General features: G+C 71.1%; 17 protein-coding genes and 1 pseudogene. 17 read left to right on the forward strand and 1 reads right to left on the reverse strand.

Annotation, left to right across the window (positions count from 1 at the left end; genetic code table 11):
• Positions 1-10: 10 nt before the first annotated feature.
• From FHX52_RS17935 to FHX52_RS18005, 15 genes are all read left to right on the forward strand, one after another.
• A complete protein-coding gene (locus FHX52_RS17935; RefSeq protein WP_246070113.1) occupies positions 11-1,483 on the forward strand; it encodes a phosphomannomutase/phosphoglucomutase in 1,473 nt (490 codons plus the stop codon).
• On the forward strand, positions 1,480-1,689 hold the full coding sequence (locus FHX52_RS17940; protein WP_141823626.1) for a Trm112 family protein: 210 nt from the start codon (positions 1,480-1,482) through the stop codon (positions 1,687-1,689). The genes FHX52_RS17935 and FHX52_RS17940 overlap by 4 nt, the downstream gene beginning before the upstream one ends.
• A 12-nt stretch (positions 1,690-1,701) precedes the next feature.
• The gene (locus FHX52_RS17945) at positions 1,702-2,841 is read left to right on the forward strand and encodes an SIS domain-containing protein (protein WP_141823627.1); all 1,140 of its coding nucleotides are present in this window, start codon (positions 1,702-1,704) and stop codon (positions 2,839-2,841) included.
• Positions 2,842-2,890: 49 nt separating this feature from the next.
• A complete protein-coding gene (locus FHX52_RS17950; protein ID WP_141823628.1) occupies positions 2,891-4,345 on the forward strand; it encodes a mycothione reductase in 1,455 nt (484 codons plus the stop codon).
• Between the two features lie 31 nt (positions 4,346-4,376).
• The gene (locus FHX52_RS17955; RefSeq protein ID WP_141823629.1) at positions 4,377-5,318 is read left to right on the forward strand and encodes a DUF808 domain-containing protein; all 942 of its coding nucleotides are present in this window, start codon (positions 4,377-4,379) and stop codon (positions 5,316-5,318) included.
• A 427-nt stretch (positions 5,319-5,745) separates the two neighbouring features.
• Positions 5,746-6,690, forward strand: a complete 945-nt coding sequence (locus FHX52_RS17960; protein WP_141823630.1) for a hypothetical protein — start codon at positions 5,746-5,748, stop codon at positions 6,688-6,690.
• A gap of 390 nt (positions 6,691-7,080) precedes the next feature.
• Positions 7,081-8,517 carry an adenosylhomocysteinase gene (ahcY, locus tag FHX52_RS17965; RefSeq protein ID WP_141823631.1) on the forward strand — a complete coding sequence of 479 codons (1,437 nt, stop codon included), beginning with the start codon at positions 7,081-7,083 and terminating at the stop codon, positions 8,515-8,517.
• A 206-nt stretch (positions 8,518-8,723) separates the two neighbouring features.
• Positions 8,724-9,281 carry an RAD23 family protein gene (locus tag FHX52_RS17970; RefSeq protein WP_246070115.1) on the forward strand — a complete coding sequence of 186 codons (558 nt, stop codon included), beginning with the start codon at positions 8,724-8,726 and terminating at the stop codon, positions 9,279-9,281.
• A gap of 127 nt (positions 9,282-9,408) precedes the next feature.
• Positions 9,409-10,086, forward strand: a complete 678-nt coding sequence (gene mtrA / locus FHX52_RS17975) for an MtrAB system response regulator MtrA (RefSeq protein ID WP_141823632.1) — start codon at positions 9,409-9,411, stop codon at positions 10,084-10,086.
• 1 nt (position 10,087) lies between these two features.
• Entirely contained in the window at positions 10,088-11,917 is a 1,830-nt protein-coding gene (gene mtrB, locus FHX52_RS17980) for an MtrAB system histidine kinase MtrB (protein ID WP_246070122.1), read from the forward strand.
• Positions 11,914-13,734, forward strand: coding sequence for an LpqB family beta-propeller domain-containing protein (locus FHX52_RS17985; RefSeq protein WP_141823633.1), 1,821 nt, complete (start codon positions 11,914-11,916; stop codon positions 13,732-13,734). The genes mtrB and FHX52_RS17985 overlap by 4 nt, the downstream gene beginning before the upstream one ends.
• Positions 13,735-13,994: 260 nt before the next feature.
• Positions 13,995-14,702, forward strand: a complete 708-nt coding sequence (locus tag FHX52_RS17990) for a ComF family protein (RefSeq protein WP_141818837.1) — start codon at positions 13,995-13,997, stop codon at positions 14,700-14,702.
• 254 nt (positions 14,703-14,956) lie between these two features.
• The gene (gene hpf / locus FHX52_RS17995; RefSeq protein WP_246069534.1) at positions 14,957-15,646 is read left to right on the forward strand and encodes a ribosome hibernation-promoting factor, HPF/YfiA family; all 690 of its coding nucleotides are present in this window, start codon (positions 14,957-14,959) and stop codon (positions 15,644-15,646) included.
• Between the two features lie 91 nt (positions 15,647-15,737).
• Entirely contained in the window at positions 15,738-16,424 is a 687-nt protein-coding gene (locus tag FHX52_RS18000) for a response regulator (RefSeq protein WP_141818835.1), read from the forward strand.
• A 17-nt stretch (positions 16,425-16,441) separates the two neighbouring features.
• A complete protein-coding gene (locus FHX52_RS18005; RefSeq protein WP_221630379.1) occupies positions 16,442-17,647 on the forward strand; it encodes a winged helix-turn-helix domain-containing protein in 1,206 nt (401 codons plus the stop codon).
• Between the two features lie 91 nt (positions 17,648-17,738).
• Here FHX52_RS18005 and FHX52_RS18010 read toward each other — a convergent pair whose 3' ends face one another.
• Positions 17,739-21,239: a DUF11 domain-containing protein gene (locus FHX52_RS18010; RefSeq protein WP_141818839.1), complete on the reverse strand. Its 3,501-nt coding sequence runs from the start codon at positions 21,237-21,239 to the stop codon at positions 17,739-17,741.
• A gap of 27 nt (positions 21,240-21,266) precedes the next feature.
• On the opposite strand from FHX52_RS18010, the gene FHX52_RS23970 reads away from it, so the two are divergent.
• Both FHX52_RS23970 and secA read left to right on the forward strand, forming a co-directional pair.
• A complete protein-coding gene (locus FHX52_RS23970; protein WP_185747013.1) occupies positions 21,267-21,437 on the forward strand; it encodes a hypothetical protein in 171 nt (56 codons plus the stop codon).
• A gap of 257 nt (positions 21,438-21,694) precedes the next feature.
• Positions 21,695-24,325: pseudogene (secA, locus tag FHX52_RS18015) on the forward strand (preprotein translocase subunit SecA); the annotation flags it as partial.

Here is a 24,325-nt window from a genome sequence, read left to right on the forward strand (position 1 = left end):
GGTGGCGCCCGTGCCCACCCTTGCAGAGTTCGTCAAGGCCTATGACGTCCGCGGCATCGTGCCCGACCAGCTGTCGCCGCGGGTCGCGGAGGCGATCGGTGCCGCCTTCGCCGAGGTCGTCGCCATCCCCGACGGCAGCCGCGGCATCGTCATCGGCCACGACATGCGCCCGAGCTCGCCCGAGCTGTCCGCGGCCTTCGCCGCCGGGGTGACCTCGCGCGGCGTCGATGTCGTCCTCATCGGGCTGTGCTCGACCGACGGCCTCTACTACGCCAGCGGGGCCCTCGGACTCCCGGGAGCGATGTTCACGGCCAGCCACAACCCGGCGCGCTACAACGGCATCAAGCTCTGCCGCTCTGGCGCCAGGCCGGTCGGCCAGGACTCAGGCCTCGCCGAGATCCGCGACCTCGCGCAGTGGATGCTCGACGGGGGCACGGGCCTGGCGGCGCCGGTGGGCGGCCCCGGCAGCGTCGAGTCGCGCGACCTGCTCGCCGACTACGCCGCCTTCCTGCGCGGGCTCGTCGACCTGTCGGCCATCCGCCCGCTCAAGGTCGTCGTCGACGCCGGCAACGGCATGGGCGGCCACACCGTGCCAGCCGTCCTCGGCACAGCCGCAGGCCTGCCCGAGCTCCCGCTCGAGGTGGTCCCGCTCTACTTCGAGCTCGACGGCACCTTCCCGAACCACGAGGCCAACCCGCTCGACCCGGCCAACCTCGTCGACCTCCAGGCAGCAGTGGTCGAGCACGGTGCCGACATCGGGCTCGCCTTCGACGGCGACGCCGACCGGTGCTTCGTCGTCGACGCAGACGGCGCCCCCGTGTCGCCGAGCGCCATCACCGGGCTCGTCGCCACCCGCGAGATCGCCCGGGCCCGCGCCGGAGGCGACGACGACGTGGCGGTCGTCCACAACGTCATCTCGAGCGCGGCGGTGGCAGAGATCGTGAGTGAGGCCGGCGCCCGGCCGGTGCGCACGCGCGTCGGCCACTCCTTCATCAAGGCCGAGATGGCACGCCATGGCGCCGTCTTCGGCGGGGAGCACTCGGCGCACTACTACTTCCGCGACTTCTGGTTCGCCGACACGGGCATGCTCGCGGCCCTCCACGTGCTCGCGGCCCTCGGGGAGCAGGAGCGCCCCCTCTCGCAGGTCTGCGACCGCTTCGAGCGCTACGTCGCCTCGGGCGAGATCAACTCCACGGTGAGCGACCAGCAGGGCGTCATCGAGCAGATCCACGCCTGGGCGAGCGTGCACGGCGCTCGCACCGACGAGCTCGACGGGCTCACCATCGCCTGCCCGGAGGGCGCCGCCCCGATGTGGTGGTTCAACGTCCGCGCCTCGAACACCGAGCCGCTGCTCCGGCTCAACGTCGAGGCGGCCGACCGTGAGACGATGGAGCGGCTTCGCGACGAGCTGCTCGCCCTCATCCGGGCCGACCGCGACCCGGTCCCGACCACAGACCGCCCCGACGGAGGAGAAGCACCGTGAGCCAGACCCCCACCACCATCGAGCCGTGGCTGCGCGAGATCCTGCGCTGCCCGCAGTGCAAGGGTGAGCTCACCGACGTGAGGGGCACCGAGGGCGCCGAGGGTGCCGAGGTCACCGAGCTCCAGTGCCCGGCCTGCGGGCTCGGCTACCCGATCGAGTCGGGCGTGCCCGTCCTGCTCGTCGACCTGGCTCGTCGGCTCGGCTGAGCCGCGGCACCGGTGTTCGACGAGGCCCGGCTCGACGACGAGGACGCGATCGCCGCGCTCGACCACAGCCTCACCCTCCGTGCACTGGCCGGTGCCGGCGCGCAGGTGCGCATCGCCCTGCGTGCGGCCGAGGAGGCCGGTCTCGAGCGGCTGCGTGACATCGAGCCTCGCGGTGTCGTCGTGGCTGCCGCGGGCGGCTCCGCAGCGGTCGCCGACATCTTCGTCGCCGCGGCCCGTCCCGGCGCGGCTCTGCCCGTGCAGTCCTGCACCTCGGGCCCCCTGCCCGGCTGGGTGGGCGCCCTCGACCTCGTCATCGCCGTGTCGCAGTCCGGCCGTGCGGCTGGCGCCCTCTCCATGGCTGCCGAGGCCGCACGCCGCGGTGCCTTCCTCGTCACGATCGGTGCCGCCGACTCCCCGCTCGCCGAGGTGAGCGCCCGGGCCAGGGGAGTGCACGTGCCGATCGCCGTGCCCGACACGTCCTCGCGCACGTCAGTCTGGGCCCAGACGACTCCCGCGCTGCTCGCTGCGGACGCCATCGGGCTGTCCTCCGTCGGGCGCGCGAGCCTGCTGACCGTCGCCGACGTCCTCGACGACTGCGCCACGGCCTGCCGGCCGTCCTCTGAGTCCTTCGTCAACCCGGCCAAGGTGCTCGCGACCGAGGTCGCCGAGTCGACGCCGATCGTGCTGGGGGAGGGCCCCTTCGGCTCCGTCACCGCACGCCGGGCCGCGTCGATGTTCGGCCGCACGGGGCGGGTGCCCGTGGCCTTCGGAGCCCTGCCCGACGGCGCGAGCCAGATCGTCGCCTGCTTCGACGGGCCGCTCGCCGGGGGCGAGGGCCGCCGGGGCGACACCGACGACATCTTCGCCGACCCGTTCCTCGACGGGCCGACCCGCCCACCCCTGCGCCTCATCATGCTGCGCGACACCTCCGAGGGAGCCGACCGCCACCTCACGGACACGGTGGTCTCCGTCGCCGAGGACGCCGGGGTGCGGGTCTCGCTCGTCGAGGCCCCAGCGACCGACCCGGTGCTGCGCCTTGCGCACCACGTCGCCCTCACCGACTTCGCCGCCACCTACCTCGCCCTCGGCCAGGGCTACGACCCGTCTACCTCGCCGCACGTGCGGCTCCTGCGCGGCGCCCGAGAGCTCTGACCGGCCCACCGCGCGTCGGGTCGCATCGCGCGGACCGTAGGCTGCGGGAGTGAGCGATCAGACCGGAGACCCCGACCACTCAGGGCAGTCTGCGCCGTCCGGGCAGTCCCGGCAGTCTGCGCAGACCGAGCACTTCGACCTCGCCATCATCGGCACCGGCTCGGGCAACTCGCTCGTCACGCCCGACTTCGAGGGCAAGCGGGTTGCCGTCATCGAGGGCGGCACCTTCGGCGGCACCTGCCTCAACGTCGGCTGCATCCCGACCAAGATGTTCGTGTATGCCGCAGAGGTGGCCTCGAGCGCGCGCGACGCAGCCCGCTTCGGCGTCGACGCCACCGTCCACGGGGTGCGCTGGGCTGACGTGCGAGACCGGATCTTCCAGCGGATCGACCCGATCGCCGAGGGTGGCAAGCGCTACCGCATCGAGGGGCCGGGCACGACCGCCTTCCTCGGCCACGCACGCTTCACCGGCGACCGCAGCCTCACAGTCGAGCTCACCGACGGGGGAGAGCGCACGCTGACGGCCGACCAGGTCGTCATCGCGGCGGGAGCCCACCCCGTGGTGCCGGACGTCGTGCGCGAGTCGGGCGTGCCGTTCCACACCTCCGACACGATCATGCGCATCGACGCCCTGCCCGAGCACCTCGTCATCATCGGCGGCGGCTACATCGGGGTCGAGATGGCCCACGTCTTCGCCTCCTTCGGGGTGCGTGTCAGCATCGTCGCCCGCGGGCCACTGCTCGTGCGACACCTCGACGAGGAGATCGCCCGCCGCTTCACCGCGCTTGCCCGGGATCAGTGGGACGTACGCACCGGCACCACGGTCACCGCCGTCGAGCGAGGAGGTTCCGGCGTCCGCCTCCACCTCGAGGACGAGACGGGCAGCTCCGTGCTCGAGGGAGACCTCCTGCTCGTCGCGACGGGCCGCGAGCCCAACACCGCTGACCTCGGGGCCACGGCGGGCGGCATACGGCTGCACGACGACGGCAGGGTCGTGGTCGACGAGGTCGGTCGCACGAGCGCACCAGGCGTCTGGGCGCTCGGCGACGTGAGCTCACCGCACCAGCTCAAGCACGTCGCGAACGCCGAGGCGAGAGCCATCGCGCACAACCTCGTGCACCCGGACGACCTGCGGCCCCTGCCGACCGAGCCCGTGCCGGCCGGCATCTTCAGCCACCCCCAGGTCGCCACGGTCGGCCTGACCGAGGAGGAGTGCGTGGAGCGCGGGCTCGCCCACGTCAGCTTCGTGCAGTCCTACGGCGACACGGCATACGGCTGGGCGATGGAGGACACGACGAGCGTCTGCAAGCTCATCGCCGACCCGGCGACGGGGCTGCTCCTCGGTGCCCACCTCATGGGGCCGCACGCGACGACCCTCATCCAGCCGCTCGTGCAGGCGATGAGCTTCGGGCAGACGGTGCACGACGTGGCGGGCGGGCAGTACTGGATCCACCCCGCGCTCGCGGAGGTCGTCGAGAACGCCCTCCTCGGCCTCGCTGTCTGAGAGCCGGCTGGAAGGGCCCTAGGCTGTCCGCATGGCTGGAGGACTCGTAGCGCTGCTCGACGACGTGGCTGCCCTCGTGAAGCTCGCCGCGGCGTCGGTCGACGACGTCGGCGCGGCTGCCGCCAGGGCGAGCGTCAAGGCGACCGGCGTCGTCGTCGACGACACCGCTGTGACGCCCCGCTACGTGCAGGGGCTGAAGCCGGAGCGCGAGCTGCCGATCATCAAGCGGATCGCCCTCGGCTCGCTGCGCAACAAGCTGCTCATCATCCTGCCCGTCATCATGCTGCTCAGCCAGTTCCTGCCGTGGCTGCTCACGCCGATCCTCATGGTCGGCGGCGCGTACCTCGCCTACGAGGGCGCCGAGAAGGTCTGGGAGATCGTGTCCGGGCACCGCGAGGCGCAGGAGGAGGCCGGCGTCGTCGACGAGGACGCCGTCGTCTCCGGCGCCGTGCGCACCGACTTCATCCTCTCGGCCGAGATCATGGTCATCGCCCTCAACGAGGTCGACACCGAGCCGTTCGTCTCGCGCCTCATCATCCTCGTCATCGTCGCGCTGCTCATTACCGCGCTCGTCTACGGAGTCGTCGGGCTCATCGTCAAGATGGACGATGTCGGGCTCAGCCTCGCGCAGCGCGAGTCCGGCACCGCGCAGAAGGTCGGGCGCGGGCTCGTGCGGGGCATGCCCAAGCTGCTCTCGGTGCTGTCGACCGTCGGCATCGCCGCCATGCTCTGGGTCGGTGGCCACATCCTGCTCGTCGGCATCGACGAGCTCGGCTGGCACGCGCTCTACGACGTCGTGCACCACCTCGAGGAGAGCGTGGCCGGGGTCGCCGGCATCGGCGGCCTGCTCGCCTGGCTCGTCAACACCCTCGCGTCGGCGCTGCTCGGACTCGTCGTCGGAGCGGTCATCGTCGCCGTCCTGCACGTCATCCCGAAGCGCAAGAAGCACGACGAGCCGGCCGCCTCGCACTGACGGCCGCGCACTGTCGCTCCAGGCGCACACCTTGAGGTCGCCGACATCCGGTATGCCGTGTGCACCTGACCGCGACAGGTGCCGTCTGCCCGGGGTCCCTCCAGTGTGGGCTGGGTCCTCCCGCCTTCGGTCCAGACGCGCACCTTGAGGTCGCCGACATCCGGTATGCCGTGTGCACCTGACCGCGACAGGTGCCGCCGCCCCGGGGTCCCTCCAGTGTGGGCTGGGTCCGCCCCCCTCGGACCAGCCGCACACCTTGAGGTCGCCGACACCCGGTATGCCGTGTGCACCTGACCGCGACAGATGCCGCCGGCCGTGGGCCCGACCGGCTCTCGGCTTGTCCACACCTGCCCGCTGACGGCTCGGTGTCATCCACAGCTTGTCGCTGCCTCGCGTCCGGAGGCATCGGAGCAGGCAGCCTCGGCGCATGGACCTCGTGCCGTACTGCCCCGACGACATCGTCGACGCCGCGACCTTGCTCGGCCGTGGGCTCTCGTCCCATGACATCGAGCGGCTCTGTCGGAGCGGCCGGCTGCACCGACTCGTGCGCGGATGGTTCGCCACTCGGGAGCCGAAGGGCGCCGTCGACAGGCACCTCCTGAGCACGCGTGCCATGCTCCGTCACTTCGACGGTCGAGCGGCATCGAGCCACCACTCGCGTCTGCTGACGGCCGGCATCCCAGTCTGGCGGGCCGACCTCTCCGTCGTGCACCTCACTCGGGTCGCCGACCGCGGCTCCCGCTCGCGCAACGGATACCGCCTGCACCCCGCCGTCGCAGGGATGCCCCATCGCGCGACGCCCCTCGGCCTCGGGGTGTCGATCGCGGGAGCCATCGTGCAGACGGGCCTGCTCAACGGCCCCATGGACGCGCTCATCGCGGCGGACGCAGCGCTCCACGGGGGGCTCGTCACCGTGCCGGAGATCGACCACGCCCTGCAGCTCCACGCGGGTCGCACTGGTGTCGGCCCGGTGCGGGCCGCACTGGCGCATGCCGATGGCCGGCACGAGTCGCCGGGGGAGACCCGCCTCGGTGGGGTCCTTCGCGACCTCCGGATCCCCGCGACGCCACAGGTCTGGATCCAGACGAGGCAGGGCCCCAAACGGGTCGACGCCCTGCTCGACGACCACCCCGTGGTGCTCGAGTTCGACGGTGCCGTCAAGTACCTCTCGCCGCTCGACCTGCAACGCGTCGCGGGCCGAGGCGATGCGCCGGTGGAGAACCCGCTGTTCGTCGAGAAGGTCCGCGAGGACGCGATTCGCGACGAGGCGTACGAGGTCGTGCGGGTGGTCTGGACCCAGCTCGGCGATCCGGACGGCATCCACCGCCGGATCGACGCGGCGGTCGTCAGAGCCGCACGCCGTGCATCCTGACGACCGTCACGTCCGGCATCGCGGCTGCGGGCGCAGGGCATGCTCACGTGTGGGACAGCGGCGCACGGCATACCGCGGGTGGGTGGCCTGGAGGTGTGCGTCTGGGTTTCGGGTGGGTCGCGGCTGCGGGGCGCAGGGCGTGCACACGTGTGGGACAGCGGCGCACGGCATACCGCGGGTGGGTGGCCTGGAGGTGTGCGTCTGGGTTTCGGGTGGGTCGCGGCTGGCGAGCCGGGCAGCCTGCGACCCCGCAAGCCTCGACGCTCCGGTCGAGGGGCGGGCGGGTCGCCGCTAGACTGGGGGACTGCCGGCGTGGGTGATGACCCGCCACGAGGAGCCCAGATGGGCGCGCCGGGTCTGCAGACCGACAATCAACGGAAGAGATTCTCCATGTCCTTTGACTACAAGGTTGCCGACCTGAGCCTCGCCGAGGCCGGCCGTCACCAGCTCCGACTCGCCGAGCACGAGATGCCCGGCCTGATGTCCATCCGCGAGGAGTACGCCGCCTCGCAGCCGCTCAAGGGCGCCCGCATCGCCGGCTCGCTCCACATGACGGTCCAGACGGCCGTGCTCATCGAGACGCTCACCGCGCTCGGCGCCGAGGTCCGCTGGGCCTCGTGCAACATCTACTCGACGCAGGACGAGGCCGCCGCCGCTGTCGTCGTCGGCCCGAAGGGCTCGCCCGACGACCTGCAGGGCGTCCCCGTCTTCGCCTGGAAGGGCGAGACCCTCCCGGAGTACTGGTGGTGCACCGACCAGATCCTCACCTGGCCCGGCGGCGAGGGCCCGAACATGATCCTCGACGACGGTGGCGACGCCACGATGCTCGTCCACAAGGGCCTCGAGTGGGAGAAGGCGGGCCAGGTCCCGACCACGACCGAGGAGGACTCCGAGGAGTTCGGCGTCTTCAAGGAGCTCGTGCGCCAGACGATGGCGACCGACCCGCAGAAGTGGACGACCGTCGCCGCCGGCATCAAGGGCGTCACCGAGGAGACCACGACCGGCGTCCACCGCCTCTACCAGCTGGCCGAGGCCGGCGAGCTGCTCTTCCCCGCCATCAACGTCAACGACGCGGTGACCAAGAGCAAGTTCGACAACACGTACGGCTGCCGCCACTCGCTCATCGACGGCCTCAACCGCGCCACCGACGTCCTCATCGGCGGCAAGGTCGCCGTCGTCGCGGGCTACGGCGACGTGGGCAAGGGCTGCGCCGAGTCGCTGCGCGGCCAGGGCGCTCGCGTCATCGTCACCGAGATCGACCCGATCTGCGCGCTGCAGGCCGCGATGGAGGGCTTCCAGGTCGCCCGCCTCGAGGACGTCGTCGACTCCGCCGACATCTTCATCACGACGACCGGCTGCTACGACGTCATCACGGCCGAGCACATGACGCAGATGAAGAACAAGGCCATCGTCGCCAACATCGGCCACTTCGACAACGAGATCGACATGGCCGGGCTCGCCCGCGTCCCCGGCATCCAGAAGACCGAGATCAAGCCGCAGGTCCACGAGTGGACCTTCACCTCGGGCAGCTCGATCATCGTGCTCTCCGAGGGTCGCCTGATGAACCTCGGCAACGCCACCGGGCACCCGAGCTTCGTCATGAGCAACAGCTTCAGCAACCAGACGATCGCCCAGATCGAGCTCTTCACGAAGACCGGCGAGTACGACAAGCAGGTCTACACCCTGCCGAAGCACCTCGACGAGAAGGTCGCCCGCCTGCACCTCGACGCCCTCGGCGTCCGGCTCACCGAGCTGACCAAGGGCCAGGCCGAGTACCTCGGCGTCGACGTCGCCGGCCCGTACAAGCCGGACCACTACCGCTACTGAGACAGGGCGCACCGCCGCGCCCGGCACCGACCGGGCCGGCCCGGCGCTCCGCCAGCACGACGACGACGTATGCCGTCCGCCTCGCACGGTGGGCGGCATACGTCGTCGTGGGGCCCGTTCGCGCCCTGTGGCAGCCGGTCGCACCAGATCGCGCAGGGCCGCATGGGACGATGGCCCTCTCACCGACAGGCAAGGCAGGGACCCTCATGAAGAAGCTCACGACCGCCGCGTTCGCCCTCGTCCTCGCGGGCTCGCTCACGGCGTGCGCCAAGACCGCCGACACGCCGGCACCCGCGCCGAGCACGACGTCGTCGACGCCGACCGTCGCCGCGACGACGCCGAGCGACACGATGTCGTCGGGCGCGACGTCCGACGACACGACGCCGAGCGGGTCGGCGACGACGGGCACGGCCGCACCCGTCACGGTCGACCAGACGACGCCGGAGGCGGCGATGACCTCGTGGCTCGGCGCGATGGTGGCCGGCGAGGGGCAGACCGTCTGCAACCTCATGGCGACCGGCGGCAAGACCATCTCGAGCATCCCGGGAGCCGCCGAGTCGTGCGGCTCGACGATCACGCCGATGCTCTCGCAGATCAAGCAGCTCGGCGCGGTGTTCAACGGCCTCAAGATCTCCGGTGCGACCGTCAAGGGCAACACCGCGACCTTCGAGAGCGTCACGACGACGCCGGCCCTCGCCGCCGACGTCGTCTCCAACTTCAAGGCCGTCAAGATCGACGGCAAGTGGTACGTCTCGCAGGGCTGAGCCGCCCCGCGCGGTCGACCGGGCCCGGCCGGCATTCCCTCGTGAACAAGGCCGGACGGCATACCTGTGTGAAGATGTGGTCAGGAACGGGGCGCGCAGGTGGTGCGGCTCCGGGGAGGAGTGTGCCGTGAAGGGTCGGGTTCTGGTCGTCGACGACGACCTCGCCCTCGCCGAGATGCTGGGGATCGTGCTGCGCAACGAGGGCCTCGAGGTCACCCACGTGGCTGACGGCTCCGAGGCGGTCGGTGTGTTCCGTGAGTCGCGCCCCGACCTCGTGCTCCTCGACGTCATGCTCCCCGGGCTCGACGGCATGGAGGTGTGCCGTCGCATCCGTGCGGAGAGTGGCGTGCCCATCGTCATGCTCACGGCTCGCACCGACACGGTCGACGTCGTCGTGGGGCTCGAGTCGGGCGCGGACGACTACGTCGTCAAGCCGTTCAAGCCGCAGGAGCTCATCGCCCGCGTGCGCGCGCGGCTGCGCCGTGGCGACGAGCCGGCCCCCGAGAAGCTGACGATCGGCGACCTCGAGATCGACGTCGCGGGCCACTCCGTCAAGCGTGACGGGGCGGCGCTCTCGCTGACGCCGCTGGAGTTCGACCTGCTCGTCGCGCTCGCCCGCAAGCCCTGGCAGGTCTTCACCCGCGAGGTGCTGCTCGAGCAGGTCTGGGGCTACCGGCACGCCGGCGACACCCGCCTCGTCAACGTCCACGTGCAGCGACTGCGCTCCAAGATCGAGCACGACCCCGAGCACCCCGAGATCGTCGTGACGGTGCGTGGCGTCGGCTACAAGGCAGGCACGTCCTGAGATGACCGGGCCGACCGGCGCCGGACGACTCGGGGGCCTGGTCTCCCGGGTCGGCACCGCCTTGCGCCGGCTCTGGCGTCGCACCCTGCACCTGTGGCGGTCCTCGCTCGGCTTCCGGGTCGTCGTCGTGACGATGCTGCTCGGCGTGCTCGTGCTGACGGCGGTCGGCACCTACCTCTACGGCACGATCGCGCAGGGCCTCGTCGACAGCCGGCAGCGCATCGCGGCCGAGGACAGCCTGCGTGATGCCACCGACGCCCAGAAGCGCTTCGACTCGACCGACCAGACCGACACCCAGGCCAAGCTCACGCAGTTCGCGACGACGCTCATCAACACCTACCGGCGCGATGCCGGCAACGAGCCGCGCTACGTCGTGCTGACGCGTTTCGAGGAGAACACCTCGCCGGTCATCGTCGGCCCGCTCGAGAGCGGCAGCGTCGGAGCCCGGTTCATCCCCGAGGACCTGCGCACGCAGGTGGCGGCCCAGCCCGACCGTCAGCACCTGCAGGTGACGACGATCGAGGAGGGCGGCGACACCATCTCGGCGGTCATCGTCGGCCAGCGCATCGACACCGGCGTGGCGGGTGACTACGGCCTCTACTTCATCTACCCGATGCACCGTGAGCGGGAGATCATCAGCTTCATCGGGCAGACCTTCCTGCTCGGCGGGGCGGCCCTCATCCTGCTCGTCTGTGCCATCGCCTTCGTCGTGACCCGTCTCGTCGCCGACCCGGTGCGCCGCGCCGCGATCACCGCCGAGCGCCTCGCCGCGGGCAACCTCGACGAGCGCATGCAGGCGAAGGGCGAGGACGACCTCGCCCGGCTGGGCATGTCGTTCAACGGCATGGCTGCCTCCATCCAGCAGCAGATCGGCCAGCTCGAGAACCTCTCGCGCGTGCAGCAGCGCTTCGTGTCCGACGTCTCGCACGAGCTGCGCACACCACTCACGACCATTCGCATGGCCGGTGACCTCATCCACGACTCGCGCACGAGCTTCGAGCCGACCGTGGCGCGCTCGGCCGAGCTGCTCCACCACGAGCTCGACCGATTCGAGTCGCTGCTCACCGACCTGCTCGAGATCTCGCGGTTCGACGCCGGCGCTGCGGTGCTCGAGATCGAGGCGAGCGACCTGCGGGCCTCCGTCGACCGGGCCGTCGACGCCCACCGCACCCTCGCGGCACGCAAGGGCACCCAGCTCGTCATCAACCAGCCCGACGAGCCGGTCATCGCCGAGATGGACTCACGGCGCATCGAACGCGTGCTGCGCAACCTCGTCTCCAACGCGATCGAGCACGGCGAGGGACTGCCCATCGAGGTGACGATCGGCAGCAACGACTCGGCGGTCGCGGTGACGGTGCGCGACCACGGCGTCGGGCTCAAACCGGGCGAGGCTGCCCTCGTATTCACGCGCTTCTGGCGGGCGGACCCGGCGCGGGCGCGCACCACCGGCGGCACCGGCCTCGGTCTGGCGATCGCGCTCGAGGACGCCCGCCTGCACGCGGGTCGCCTCGAGGCCTGGGGAGCGCTGGGGGAGGGCTCGTGCTTCCGGCTCACCCTGCCCCGCAAGGCCGATGCGACGATCACGAGCTCGCCGCTGCCGCTCAGCCCGCTCGCCGCCGAAGCCGCAGAGGCGGCCGTCGCCGCTGAGGCGGAGGCTGCCGAGGCGGCCCAGGCGCAGGTGGCCGAGGCTGCCCGAGGAGCAGGTGGTGACCCCGCCGGCGCGGCTGGTGCTCTCGGCGTGCTCGGGTCCGGCGACAGCGCCCGGGCAGCAGGTTTCGCCGACGACGACACCCTTCGCCTGCGGCGCATCGTGCCGGAGCGCACCCCGTGAAGCGCCGGATCGTGGCTGCGGCGGCGCTCGCCGTCACGCTCGTCCTGTCCGCCTGTGGCGGCCTGCCCGAGTCCGGGCCGGTCATCGAGGGTCGAGCGCTCGGTGAGGCGATCAACGAGCCCGTGCGCGTCGCCGCGACCGGCCCCCGTGACGGCGCGAGCCAGGAGGAGATCGTCCGTGGCTTCCTGCGCGCCGGCGAGGACAGCGACGAGACCCGCCAGACCGGCAAGCTCTTCCTCGCCCCCCAGTCGGTCGACCTCTGGCGGTGGTCGACGCAGGACGTCATCGTCTACGACGGCGACCTCACGGTGCGCAAGGTCGACGAGGAGACGGTGCGGGTCTCGACGACCGAGGTGGCCCGGCTCGGCCCCGACGGCCGCTACGTCGAGATGCCCGCGGGCACCAAGGCGACATTGACCCTCGGCATGCGCAAGGTCGGCGGCGAGTGGCGCATCGACCTGCCCCCCGACGGTTTCGGCCTCTGGCTCGACTCCGACCAGTTCGACCGCACCTTCACGCCGCGGATGGTCTACTTCGTCACGCCGAGCGGACGCGACCTCGTGCCGGACTTCCGCTGGTTCCCCAACGGCTCGCGGCTCGCCACCACGCTGGCGCGCGCCCAGCTCGGCCAGGTGCCCGACTACCTCGAGAACGCCGTCGGCACTGGTGTTCCGAGCAACACCCGGCTCGCCGTCAACGCGGTCCCTGTCGTCGCGGGTCGCGCCCAGGTCAGCCTCAGCACCGAGGCGCTCTCCGCCGACCCCGACGACCGCACCGCCATGTGGGCGCAGCTGACCGCCACCCTGTCGCAGGTGTCGACGGTGTCGTCGGTCTCGCTCGCCGTCAACGACACTCCTCTGGAGCTGCCGAGCGGCGTCTCCTCGGCAGGCTCCGCGGCCGAGCTCGGCTATGACACGGTGCCCAACCGGACGTTCGACACCGCGCTGCTGCGCCAGGGCGACGAGCTGAGCCGCATCGATCCGCGCTTCCTGCCCGACACCTCGGTCGGCACCCGTCGGGCCGACACGAAGCCGCAGGACGGCGACATCGCCCGCATCCCCGACACCTGGACCCGTCTGGCCCTGTCCGCCGACGGCAAGCAGATCGCCGCGGTGAGCACCGGGCGTCAGCGGCTCTCGCTCTGGCAGGCCAACGCCCCCATGGTGGAGGTGCCGACCTTCGCCGGCTCGCTGATCCGTCCGACCTACGACGAGGCCGGCTACCTCTGGGTGGGTGGCACCGACGTCAAGGGCCAGGACCACGTCTACGTCCTCGACCCCCGCTCGGCTCCGCAGAGTGCCACCCCGACCGTCCTCAAGGCGCCGTGGCTCAAGGATCGACGCGTCGTCTCGCTCGCGGTGGCGGGTGACGGTGTGCGCCTGCTCATCATCACGACCAACGAGCAGGGCACCGACGCCCAGCTCGGCGTCAGCGGCATCCAGCGACTGCCCAACGGCCAGCCCGTCGGCCTCGCAGCCCCGCTGCGCCAGGCCCAGCCGCTGTCGTCGCTCACCGACGTCGTGTGGCTCGACACGACGAGGTCGACGTATGCCGTCCTCGGCCGTCTCGGTGCCGCCGAGCCGGTTCGGCCCTGGGTGGGCACGGTCGGCATGGGCCTCGACGGCATGCGCAGCCACGGCCGCACGACGGCCGAGTCGAGCCGGACCGCACCCGTGCCCGGCGCCGCGACCATCACGACCGTCGGCGGCCCACGGGGGATCGTCATCACGTCGGACGACGGCTGGGCCTGGACCCGGGCGGGGTCCGCATGGCGGCAGGTCGTGCGGGCCACCGACGTCCTCGTCCCTGCCCGCTGACTGCTCCCTCACCACCTGGGCGGCCGGCCGGGCCCCGGTGTCGTGACCGGGGGCGACACACCGAGCAACCGTCAACCCGGCGCGGCATACCTCGTGGTGTTGACGACTGCTCGGTGTGTCGCAGGGGAGGGGACGAGGGCGCGAGCCGACCGTCGTGGCTCGTCCACACCTCCCGGATGGGGCAGCGGCTCGGGCTGTCGTCGTCCACAGCGGAATCCACATAGGGGCGGGGACCTCGGTCCGAATGGTCGACTCCGGGGATGCTCCAGCCCCTCGCCTCTCGACTCGTCGACCTCGTGCTGCCCACCGAGTGCGCCGCGTGCCACCGCCCCGGCACCCGGTGGTGCGCGCGCTGCGACCTCGCCTTGCAGCGGCTCGAGCTCGGACCGGACCCGGTGCCCGTGCGTCCTCGGCCGCTGCCGCCGTCGATGCCCCCGACCCACGCCGTCGTGGCCTACGCCGACCCGGTGAGGGCAGCCGTGTCGGCGTGGAAGGACGCGGATCGCCGCGACCTCGTGGCCGTGCTCGGACCCCTGCTCGACCGCTCTGTCCAGGCGGCCCTCGACGCGGCCGGCTGGGGCGAGCGGCCGGTCGTCGTCGTGCCGGCGCCCTCGTCGGCGGGGGCGCAGCGGCGTCGCGGTGACGCGCCTCTGCTCGACCTCGCCACCTGGGTCGGGCGGCAGCCGAGACATTCCCGGCTGCGCGTGGTCCCGGCGCTGCGTCAGGTGCGGCGGGTCGCAGACCAGTCCGGACTCAACATCGCCGAACGACGCCGCAACCTCGCCGGCGCCATGGCGGTCAACCCCATGTGGCACAACGTGATTCGCGACCGATATGTCATGGTCGTCGACGATGTCGTCACCACGGGCGCCACCCTCGCCGAGGCCGCTCGGGCGCTGCGCCGAGCCGGCGCCGTGCAGGTCGTCGGCGCGTCGCTCGCGGCCACGCAGCGTCACGAGAAGGTGTGACCCATGAGTCCGCTGTGATGGTGCAGTCCGGGCGTCACAACGCTTCACATGGTCGTCTCGGGCCAAGTAGGGTCGAGTCAAGGCCCCGTCCTGAAGGGCTCGGCAGCCCGATCGACGGGCGTGCTCGAGGTCAGGACGCACGGAGCGGGAGAGGGGTGGTGCCGATCGAACGGCGGGCCTGACCTCGCTGAGGCCGGCCCGGTCAACACGTCGCCACATGCGCGCGAAGAAGTCGCGCGCGACAAGGAGGAACCGTGGAGATCGTCGTCACTGGACGCCATGTCCAGATCCCCGACCGATTCCGTGAGCTGCTGGAGGAGCGACTGGCCAAGGTGCCGGCGCTGGCTCCCAAGGTCCATCGCATCGACGTCGTCGTCACCCACGAGCGGGTTGCTCGCGGATCCGAGAAGGTGGAGATCACCTGTCACGCCAAGGGGCCCGTCATCCGGGCCGAGGCGTGCATGGACGACAAGTTCGCCGCGCTCGACGCGGCCGTCGACAAGCTCATGGAACGACTGAGGCGGGTGCACGACAAGCAACGTGTGAGTCGCGGCCGGCGCCAGCCGGAGTCGGTGGCCCGGGCCACCGCCCGCATCGACGCTGCGACCAACGGTGCAGCCCCTGTGACGACGGCGACGCCCGAGGCTGAGGTCGACGACCTCGACCGCTTCGGAGCCCTGGGCAACTCCCCGATCGAGGTCCGCGAGAAGGTCCACACGGCGGCGCCGATGTCGCTCGAGGACGCGGTCAACCAGATGGAGCTCGTCGGGCACGACTTCTTCCTGTTCCACGACGCCGACACCGACCGCCCGAGCGTCGTCTACCGGCGCAGGGGCTGGAGCTACGGCGTCCTGCACCTCGAGACCGACTCTGCATCCGGAGCCGACTCCCGACACACCCCGTCCCCTGTCGAGGCTGTCGGGAGTGTCGCCGCCACGGGCTGACCCCCTGCGGCCGGTGCGGCGAGGCGTCGGGGCGTCACCGGGAATGCCCGGTCGACGCCCCGCCGTCGCCACCGCCTGACAGGATGACGACGTGAACGTCACCGCAGAGGTCATCCGGGTGCTCATCGTCGACGACCACGCCCTCTACCGGCGGGGCCTGCTCACCGTGCTCGAGGTGGAGGACGGCATCGAGGTGGTGGGCGAGGCGGCCGACGGCATCGAGGCGGTCGACCAGGCTGAGGAGACGCTGCCCGACGTCATCGTCATGGACGTCAGCATGCCGAAGCGCGGCGGCATCGACGCCTGCCGCGTCATCAAGCAGCGCGTGCCGTCGGCGCGCATCCTCATGCTGACGAGCTCGGACGACGAGGCCAACCTCTTCGAGGCGGTGCGGGCCGGCGCCAACGGCTACCTCCTCAAGGACGTTCCGCCGGAGGAGGTCGCGGCCGGCATCCGCGGTGTGCACCAGGGCCAGTCGCTGCTCTCCCCGATGATGGCCTCCAAGCTGCTCCTGGAGTTCGCTCAGATCAGCCAGCGTGACACCCTGCCCGCGCCGACTCCCGGTCTCGAGCTGCCGCGGCTCACCGAGCGCGAGCTCGGCATCTTGCGGCTCGTGGCCCGCGGCCGGCTCAACCGCGAGATCGCCGCCGAGCTCTACATCTCCGAGAACACCGTGCGCAACCACATCCGCAACATCCTCGACAAGCTGCAGATGCACTCGCGCATGGAGGCGGCGATGTATGCCGTCCGGCAGCGGCTCATCGACCCCGGCGAGTGAGGGGAGTGGCCCCTCCCGTGACGACGAGGTCGCTCACTCGCGCCCAGGCCCGGCGCGTGGCCATCGCCGCCCAGGGCTTCCTCGACCCCCGTCCGGCTCCCTTCGCGGCGACGGCGCGCCAGGTCCAGCGCGTCATCGACCGTGTCCAGGTCGTGCAGATCGACAGCGTCAACGTGCTGACCCGCAGCCACTATCTCCCGTTCTTCTCGCGGCTCGGTCCCTACGACACCGCTCTGCTCGACCGCGCGCGCGACCGGGCGCCCCGGCGCCTCGTCGAGTACTGGGCCCACGAGGCCAGCCTCATCCCGCCGTCGACCTGGCCGTTGCTCGACTTCAGGATGCGGGCCGCCGCCGAGAAGGCATGGGGCGGCATGCGCCGCATCCTCGAGGAGCGCCCTGACTACGTCGACCTCGTGTGCGCAGAGGTCGAGGTTCGGGGGCCGATGACCGCTCGCGAGGTCGAGGCGGCCCTCGAGCACGACCAGCCGCGCCGCACCGACCACTGGGGCTGGAACTGGTCCGACGTCAAACAGGCGCTCGAGTACCTCTTCTGGGCCGGACGCATCAGCTCGGCCGGGCGCACCGCCCAGTTCGAGCGGCGGTATGCCGCCCTGCCGGCCACCGCGCCCCCGCCGCTGCGTGAGGCGTGGACCCAGCGGCCGGGCGCCGAGGCCGACCCCGAGCGGCACGTCGAGCTGGTGCGGATCGCGGCGCGTGCGCACGGCGTCGGCACCGAGCTCTGCCTCGCCGACTACTTCCGCATCAGGCGCGAGGACGCCCGGCCGGCGATCGCCCGACTCGTCGCCGACGGCGAGCTCGTCCCGGTCTCCGTCCCCGGGTGGAAGCCGGCCTGGCTGCACGCCGAGGCACGGTTGCCCCGGCGTGCGCACGCCGAGGCGCTGCTCAGCCCCTTCGACTCGCTCGTCTGGCAACGCGACCGGATCCTCGCGCTCTGGGACTTCCACTACCGCATCGAGATCTACACCCCGGTCGAGAAGCGCGTACACGGCTACTACGTCCTGCCCTTCCTCTTCGGAGAGGACCTCGTCGCCCGCTGCGACCTCAAGGCCGATCGCGCGGCCGGGGTGCTCCGGTGCCACCGCATCACCTGGGAGGCAGGGGCACCCCCGGCGGCCCGGGCCGCCCTGGTCACGAACCTCGAGTCGATGGCGTCCTGGCTCGGCCTGGGGCGGGTCGACCTCCCTGGCCTGACTGACGGCTGACCCCGTCGCCGGTGACGCACTGCAGGTGCCCCGCTCGGCGGGACACCTGCAGTGGTCGGTCCGGCGCGAGCAGCACCGGACGGTTCTCGGGCTACTTGCCGATCTTCACCGTGCGCGTGATCGAGTTGTTCGCCGGGGCGTCGTCGAGAGTGGCCGAGGCGACCGTCGCAGACGTCGTCACGACTCCCTTGTTGCCCTTGACGAGCAGGTGGACGTTGAACGACCACGTACCACCCGCCGCGAGCGACGTCGGCCGCGGGCACGTCAGCGTCTGGCCGGCCTTGGTGCAGCCGGCCGTGTCGAAGACGTAGACGGCCGCCTTGATGTCGGGCAGGGCGATCGTGACCGTCGGCGCGGCGGCGTCGGACGGTCCGACGTTCGTCACCGTTGCCGTGTAGACGATCGTCGCGGACGGCTTGTAGACGTCCTTGTCGCTCGTCAGTGCCATGCGGAGGTCGGCCTTCGTGTTCACCAACGTCGTCGCCGACGCGGTGTCATTGCTCGATACCGGGTCGTTCGTGGAGGAGTCGACCGTAGCCGAGTCGCTGATCGAACCGGCCGGCGTCGCCGGCTTGACGAGCGTCTGGATGACGACCGTCGTCGGTCCGGCCCCCGGCAGGATCGTGCCGAGGAGGCACTCGACCTGGTGCTCCGGCGGGTCGATCGGAATGGTCACGTGCACGCACGTGCCCGAACCCGACGTGACCGCGACCGACGTGAAGTCGACCGCGCCCGGCAGGACGTCGACGAGGCTGACGTCCTTGGCCGTCGACGGACCGTTGTTGCGTACCGTCAGCGTGTAGGTCAGCGGACGCCCGGCCAGCACGGGGTCAGGACTGTCCACCATCGTGACACTGAGGTCTGCCGACGCTGCGACCGTGGTGCTGACCGTGGCGGAGTTGTTTCCCGTGTCCGGATCAGCGGTGGTCGACGAGACGACGGCGTCGTTGTGCATCGAGCCCGTGAAGCCGGGATCGATGGTGGCGACGACCGTCATGGTGGGGGACGCGCCTGAGGCGACGTTGCCGAAGGAGCAGGTCGTCGGCTGTGACGAGTTACCCGGCACACCGGCGGTGCACGACCCGGTGGAGGCGGTGACGGAGACGACCGTGACGGCAGCGGGCAGCACGTCGCGCACGACGACGCCGGTCGCCGTCGACGGACCGGCGTTGGAGACGGTGCTCGTCCACGTGATCTGCCCACCGGCGGTGGCCGTCGCCGGCGCCGTCTTGACGATGCTCACTTCCGCTGCCCCGACGACGTGCAGCGTGTCACTCGCCGAGTTGTTGGAGGGGTTCGGGTCGATCGTCCCGGACGAGACCTTCGCGGTGTCGGCGAGGTCCTGGGGTTCGTTCGACCGCTCGCTGATCTCGATGGTGATGGACGTGTTGGCGCCGAGGTCGCCCAAGGCGCAGGTCGCCGTAGCGTTGCCCGACTGTGTGCCTGCGGGGGCGGTGCAGCCAGTGGACGACGTCGCGACGGTGAAGCCGGTGGTCGACTGGATGTCGTCCCTCAGCGTGACGGCCCGGGCGATCGCCGGCCCTGAGTTGGTGACCGTGATCGAGCAGGGATTGAGCACACCGGCCGGTGCGTCTCCGTTCGGGAGGCAGTTCTTCGTCACCGACAGGTCGGCTCGGCCCGTCGCCGCCGAGAAGGCGTCGAGGACGCCGGCTCCGAAGGCGTTGTCCGTGCCGGGGGTGCCACGATCGGTCGCGTTGGCCGTCATGACGGCGGTGAGCGCCGAGGGCGTCAGCGATCCGGGGCCGCCCGAAGCGTCGAGGACGAGGGCTGCGACACCGGCAGAGGACGGCGTTGCCGCCGAGGTGCCGAAGAAGCGACAGTCGCCCTGGGTCGCCGCCGGGCACGAGCCCGCCCCGAAGCCGCCGGCGCCACTGACCGACACGCCGTCGGCCGCGGCATACGTCGGCGCGATGGCCGTGCGGCCGCCGCCCCCGAGGACGCTCTGGTTCGCGCCGGGCGCGGCCGACGCGGGGCACGGGTAGGACGCCGAGCACACCGTCGTGCTCACGAGTGAGACGGGCCCCTGCCCGCTGTAGCCCTCGAGGGGCGTCGTCGTGGGGTTCTGGTCGGCGCCGCCGTTCACGGCGCCTGCCGACGTGGCGAAGTCGGTGTAGTTGCTGTCGGGGTTGAGCGAGCCTCCGCTGCCCGTGGCGTCGATCGCGCCGGCACCGCGCCAGCGCAGGTCGAGCGTCGGGGTGCCCTTGGCGCCGCTGTTGCCGCTGTTGTTGACGGCGAGCTTGACCGTGACGGGGCTCGCGCCGCCGTTGGTCCAGGACGCCTGCTCGATCGTGTCGCCGGAGCCGCCACCCTGGGCGGCGGTGCTCGTGGCGAGGCAGCTGGTCGCTGCCGCGTTGAGGATGTAGAGGTCGAGGTTGGTGAATCCGCCCGCGCCGGCGGTCGGGAAGATCGCGCGCGGCTCGCTCCACTGCAGCGTCGCCCCGATCGTCGCGCCGGGGTTCACGCTGACGTCGAACGTCGTGTCGGCCCCGTTGAAGGCGACCGTGTTCGTCGGTGCGACCACGCAGCCCGTAGGCGCCTGGTTGTCAGGACCATTGCCCGTGCCCGTCGCAACGACACGCGGTGCGTGCGTCGAGTTGAGGTTGCCCGAGGACGAGCTGACCCACACGCCCGCGGCGCCGAGGATCTCGCCGTTCGTGGCGGCGAGGCCCTTCTGGAAGGCGGGCTCGGCATCGAACGGGATGTCCTCGGTGACGATGTCGGCGCCGGCCGTCACGAGGTCGTTCTGGGCCGACACGTGGGCGGCGACCCCGCCGCCGGTGCCGTGGAAGAGGAGTCCGGCGCCGGGAGCCATGTCGTGGACGATCTCGAGCATGGCCGTTCCCTCGTCGCCGCTGCCGGCATCGAGCACGTTGACGCCGGCAGGCAGGTCTCCGAGGGACTGGGCAGCGGCGATCGCGCTGACACCGTCGGAGATGACGCCGACGTCGACGCCCCCACCATCGATGCCGATCGCCTGTGCGTCGTCGGCCCGATGCAGGGGGACACCCTCGCTGAGGAAGCTGCCCGCGTCGGCGGGGAGGATCTCCGTCGGTCGGATGGCGGCCACCCAGCCGAGCGCCGCGACCGCGTCGACGCGGTCATACGGCACGAGGGTTCGGAGCACCCCGGCATTGGGCAGCGCCTTGAGCTTTGCGGGCTTGACCCACTGGTCCGAGGCGTTGAGCACGCTCACGCCGAGCCGACGAAGGTCGGCCCGCTCCTTGCCGGTGAGCGTGCCGAGGGCGTGGATCTCGAGGTCGAGCGCACCGGCCCCGTCGACGCGCAGTAGCAGGTCGCTCACCGACTTCTGCTTGGCCGGGGTGAGCCGGTGCCCACCGCCGGTGGCCGCGCGCACCTCTGCCGCTCGCTGGTTCACGAGGGAAGGGACCTTGGAGGTCTTCGCCGCGGACGTGGCCGTTGCGACACCCGATGCCGCGGTGGTGGCAGCGGTCAGGGGGATCGCTGAGGAGCTGGAGGGCAGGGCCACGGCGACCGCGGCACCCGAGTTGATGAGCGCCACCACACCGGCGGCAATGGTGAGGCGCCCGAGGGGGCTGCGGGTCAGGGACATCTCGAACCTCCTGACGGAGGGGGTGAGATGACGGCTGCGCGGCAGGACGTTGAACGGTCCGAGCAGGTGCGGGCGCTGGTGCGGGCGCAGGTGCTGGGGCCGACGATGGCAATCATGGCGACTGATCTCCGCTCGTTCGGCTGGATCCCCGAGACTTTTCAGGTTATTCCCGGGGTGGCCCGCCCACCGGCGAAATGACCGGATCGGGGCACACCGATGCTCACCCGGTCGGGGACGCGGACGCAGGCGTGGCCACGGACCCGGGCGGACGGCATACGGCCTGGTCGCTGGTGCGGAACCAGGGGAGCAGCTGGTGCGGAACCAGCGGAGGAGACGGTGCGTTGGTCGTTCCGTCAGGTGGACGGATAGCCTAGGCGGGTCCCGTGACCCATCGCGGGCGATGGAGCCCACCCACCGGGCGGGTCCACACGTTGAGTCGGGAGTGAGATCACCAGATGGCCGTCATCGAGAAGCTGCTTCGTGCCGGCGAAGGTCGGACCCTGAAGAGGCTCCAGGGCATCGCCAAGCAGGTCAACGCCCTCGAGGCCGACTTCGAGAAGCTCACGGACGAGGAGCTGCGCGACGAGACCAAGGGCTTCCGCGAGCGCCTCGACAACGGCGAGACCCTCGACATGCTCCTGCCCGAGGCCTTCGCCGCCGTGCGCGAGGCGAGCAAGCGCACCCTCGGCAAGCGGCACTTCGACGTGCAGATCATGGGTGGAGCGGCCCTGCACATGGGCAACGTCGCCGAGATGAAGACCGGTGAGGGCAAGACCCTCGTCGCGACGCTCCCGAGCTACCTCAACGCCCTGACCGGCAAGGGCGTCCACGTCATCACCGTCAACGACTTCCTCGCCGAGTACCAGTCCGAGCTCATGGGCCGCGTCCACCGCGCCCTCGGCATGGAGACCGGGTGCATCCTCGCGTCGATGACGCCCGAGCAGCGCCGGGCGGAGTACGCCAAGGACATCACCTACGGCACGAACAACGAGTTCGGCTTCGACTACCTGCGCGACAACATGGCCTGGGACCCGGCCGAGCTCGTGCAGCGCGGCCACCACTTCTGCATCGTCGACGAGGTCGACTCCATCCTCATCGACGAGGCCCGCACGCCGCTCATCATCTCCGGCCCGGCCGACCTCGCCACCAAGTGGTACGTCGAGTTCGCCCGGATCGTGCAGCGCCTGCACCGCGGTGAGGACGGCCGCGGCGACTACGAGGTCGACGAGAAGAAGCGCACCGTCGGCGTGCTCGAGTCGGGCATCGCCAAGGTCGAGGACCTGCTCGGCATCGACAAACCTCTACGACACCGTCAACACCCCTCTCATCGGCTACCTCAACAACGCCATCAAGGCCAAGGAGCTGTTCAAGAAGGACAAGGACTACGTCGTCATGAACGGCGAGATCCTCATCGTCGACGAGCACACCGGCCGTATGCTGCCCGGCCGGCGCTACAACGAGGGCATGCACCAGGCCATCGAGGCGAAGGAGGGCGTCGAGATCAAGAACGAGAACCAGACGCTCGCCACGATCACCCTGCAGAACTACTTCCGCATGTACGACAAGCTCTCGGGCATGACCGGCACGGCCCAGACCGAGGCCGCCGAGCTCAACTCGATCTACAAGCTCGGTGTCATCCCGATCCCGACGAACCGACCGATGATCCGCAAGGACCAGGCCGACCTCGTCTACCGCACCGAGGTGGCGAAGTACAACGCCGTCGTCGACGACATCGCCGAGCGTCACGCCGAGGGCCAGCCGGTGCTCGTCGGCCACGGTGTCGGTCGAGAAGAGCGAGTACCTCTCGCAGCAGCTGAAGAAGCGGGGGATCCGCCACGAGGTCCTCAACGCGAAGCAGCACGAGCGCGAGGCGACGATCGTCGCCGACGCCGGACGCAAGGGCGCCGTCACCGTCGCGACAAACATGGCCGGTCGAGGCACCGACATCATGCTCGGCGGCAACTCCGAGTTCCGAGCCGTCGCCGAGCTCAAGCGCCGCGGCCTCGACCCGCACGAGACGCCGGAGGAGTACGAAGCAGCCTGGGACGAGGCCCTGGCCAAGGCCGAGGCGGAGGTGGCCGCGGAGCACGAGCAGGTCACCGCGCTCGGCGGCCTCTACGTCCTCGGCACCGAGCGCCACGAGTCGCGCCGCATCGACAACCAGCTCCGTGGCCGCTCCGGCCGCCAGGGAGACCCGGGTGAGTCGCGGTTCTACCTCTCGCTCAACGACGACCTCATGCGCCTGTTCAAAACGCCGCCCTCGTCGACCGCTTCATGACGACGGCCGGCAATGGAGGACGACGTGCCGATCGAGAGCAAGATGGTCACGAACTCGATCCAGAAGGCGCAGGGGTCGGTCGAGGCGCAGAACTACGAGATCCGCAAGAACGTCCTCAAGTACGACGACGTCATGAACCGCCAGCGTCAGGTCATCTACGGGAGCGTCGGGCGGTGCTCGAGGGGGAGGACCTCCACGAGCAGCTGCGGATGTTCGTCAACGACGTCGTCGGGTCCTACGTCGACGCGGCAACGGCCGAGGGCTTCGCCGCTGACTGGGACCTCGAGCGGCTCTGGGAGGCCCTGCGCCAGGTCTACCCCGTCGGCATCACGATCGAGCAGGTGGAGGACCCTCGCCGGCGGACGCCAAGGCCATCTCGGCCGCCGTGCTCCGCGAGCAGTTGATGTCCGACGCCACCACGCCTACGACCAGCGCGAGGAGGCCCTCGGCTCCGACACGATGCGCGAGGTCGAGCGCCGCGTCGTCCTCTCCGTGCTCGACCGCAAGTGGCGCGAGCACCTCTACGAGATGGACTACCTCCAGGAGGGCATCGGCCTGCGACGCGATGGCGCAAAGCGGAACGCCGCTCATCGAGTACCAGCGCGAGGGGTTCCAGCTCTTCGAGGCGATGATGGAGGCCATCAAGGGAGGAGTCGTCAGCCACCTGTTCTCCGTCGAGGTGCAGGTCGCGCAGCCGGCCGCGCCCGCCGTGGGCGCGGCGCCGATGTCCGTCGGCGACTCGTCGGCGGCCTCGCCGCCGCGGCGCCGGCGACAGTGCGGTCGCCTCCGGCGCGGACCACACGGGCGC

The sequence above is a fragment of the Humibacillus xanthopallidus genome (assembly GCF_006717145.1).
Classification (GTDB): Bacteria; Actinomycetota; Actinomycetes; order Actinomycetales; family Dermatophilaceae; genus Humibacillus; species Humibacillus xanthopallidus.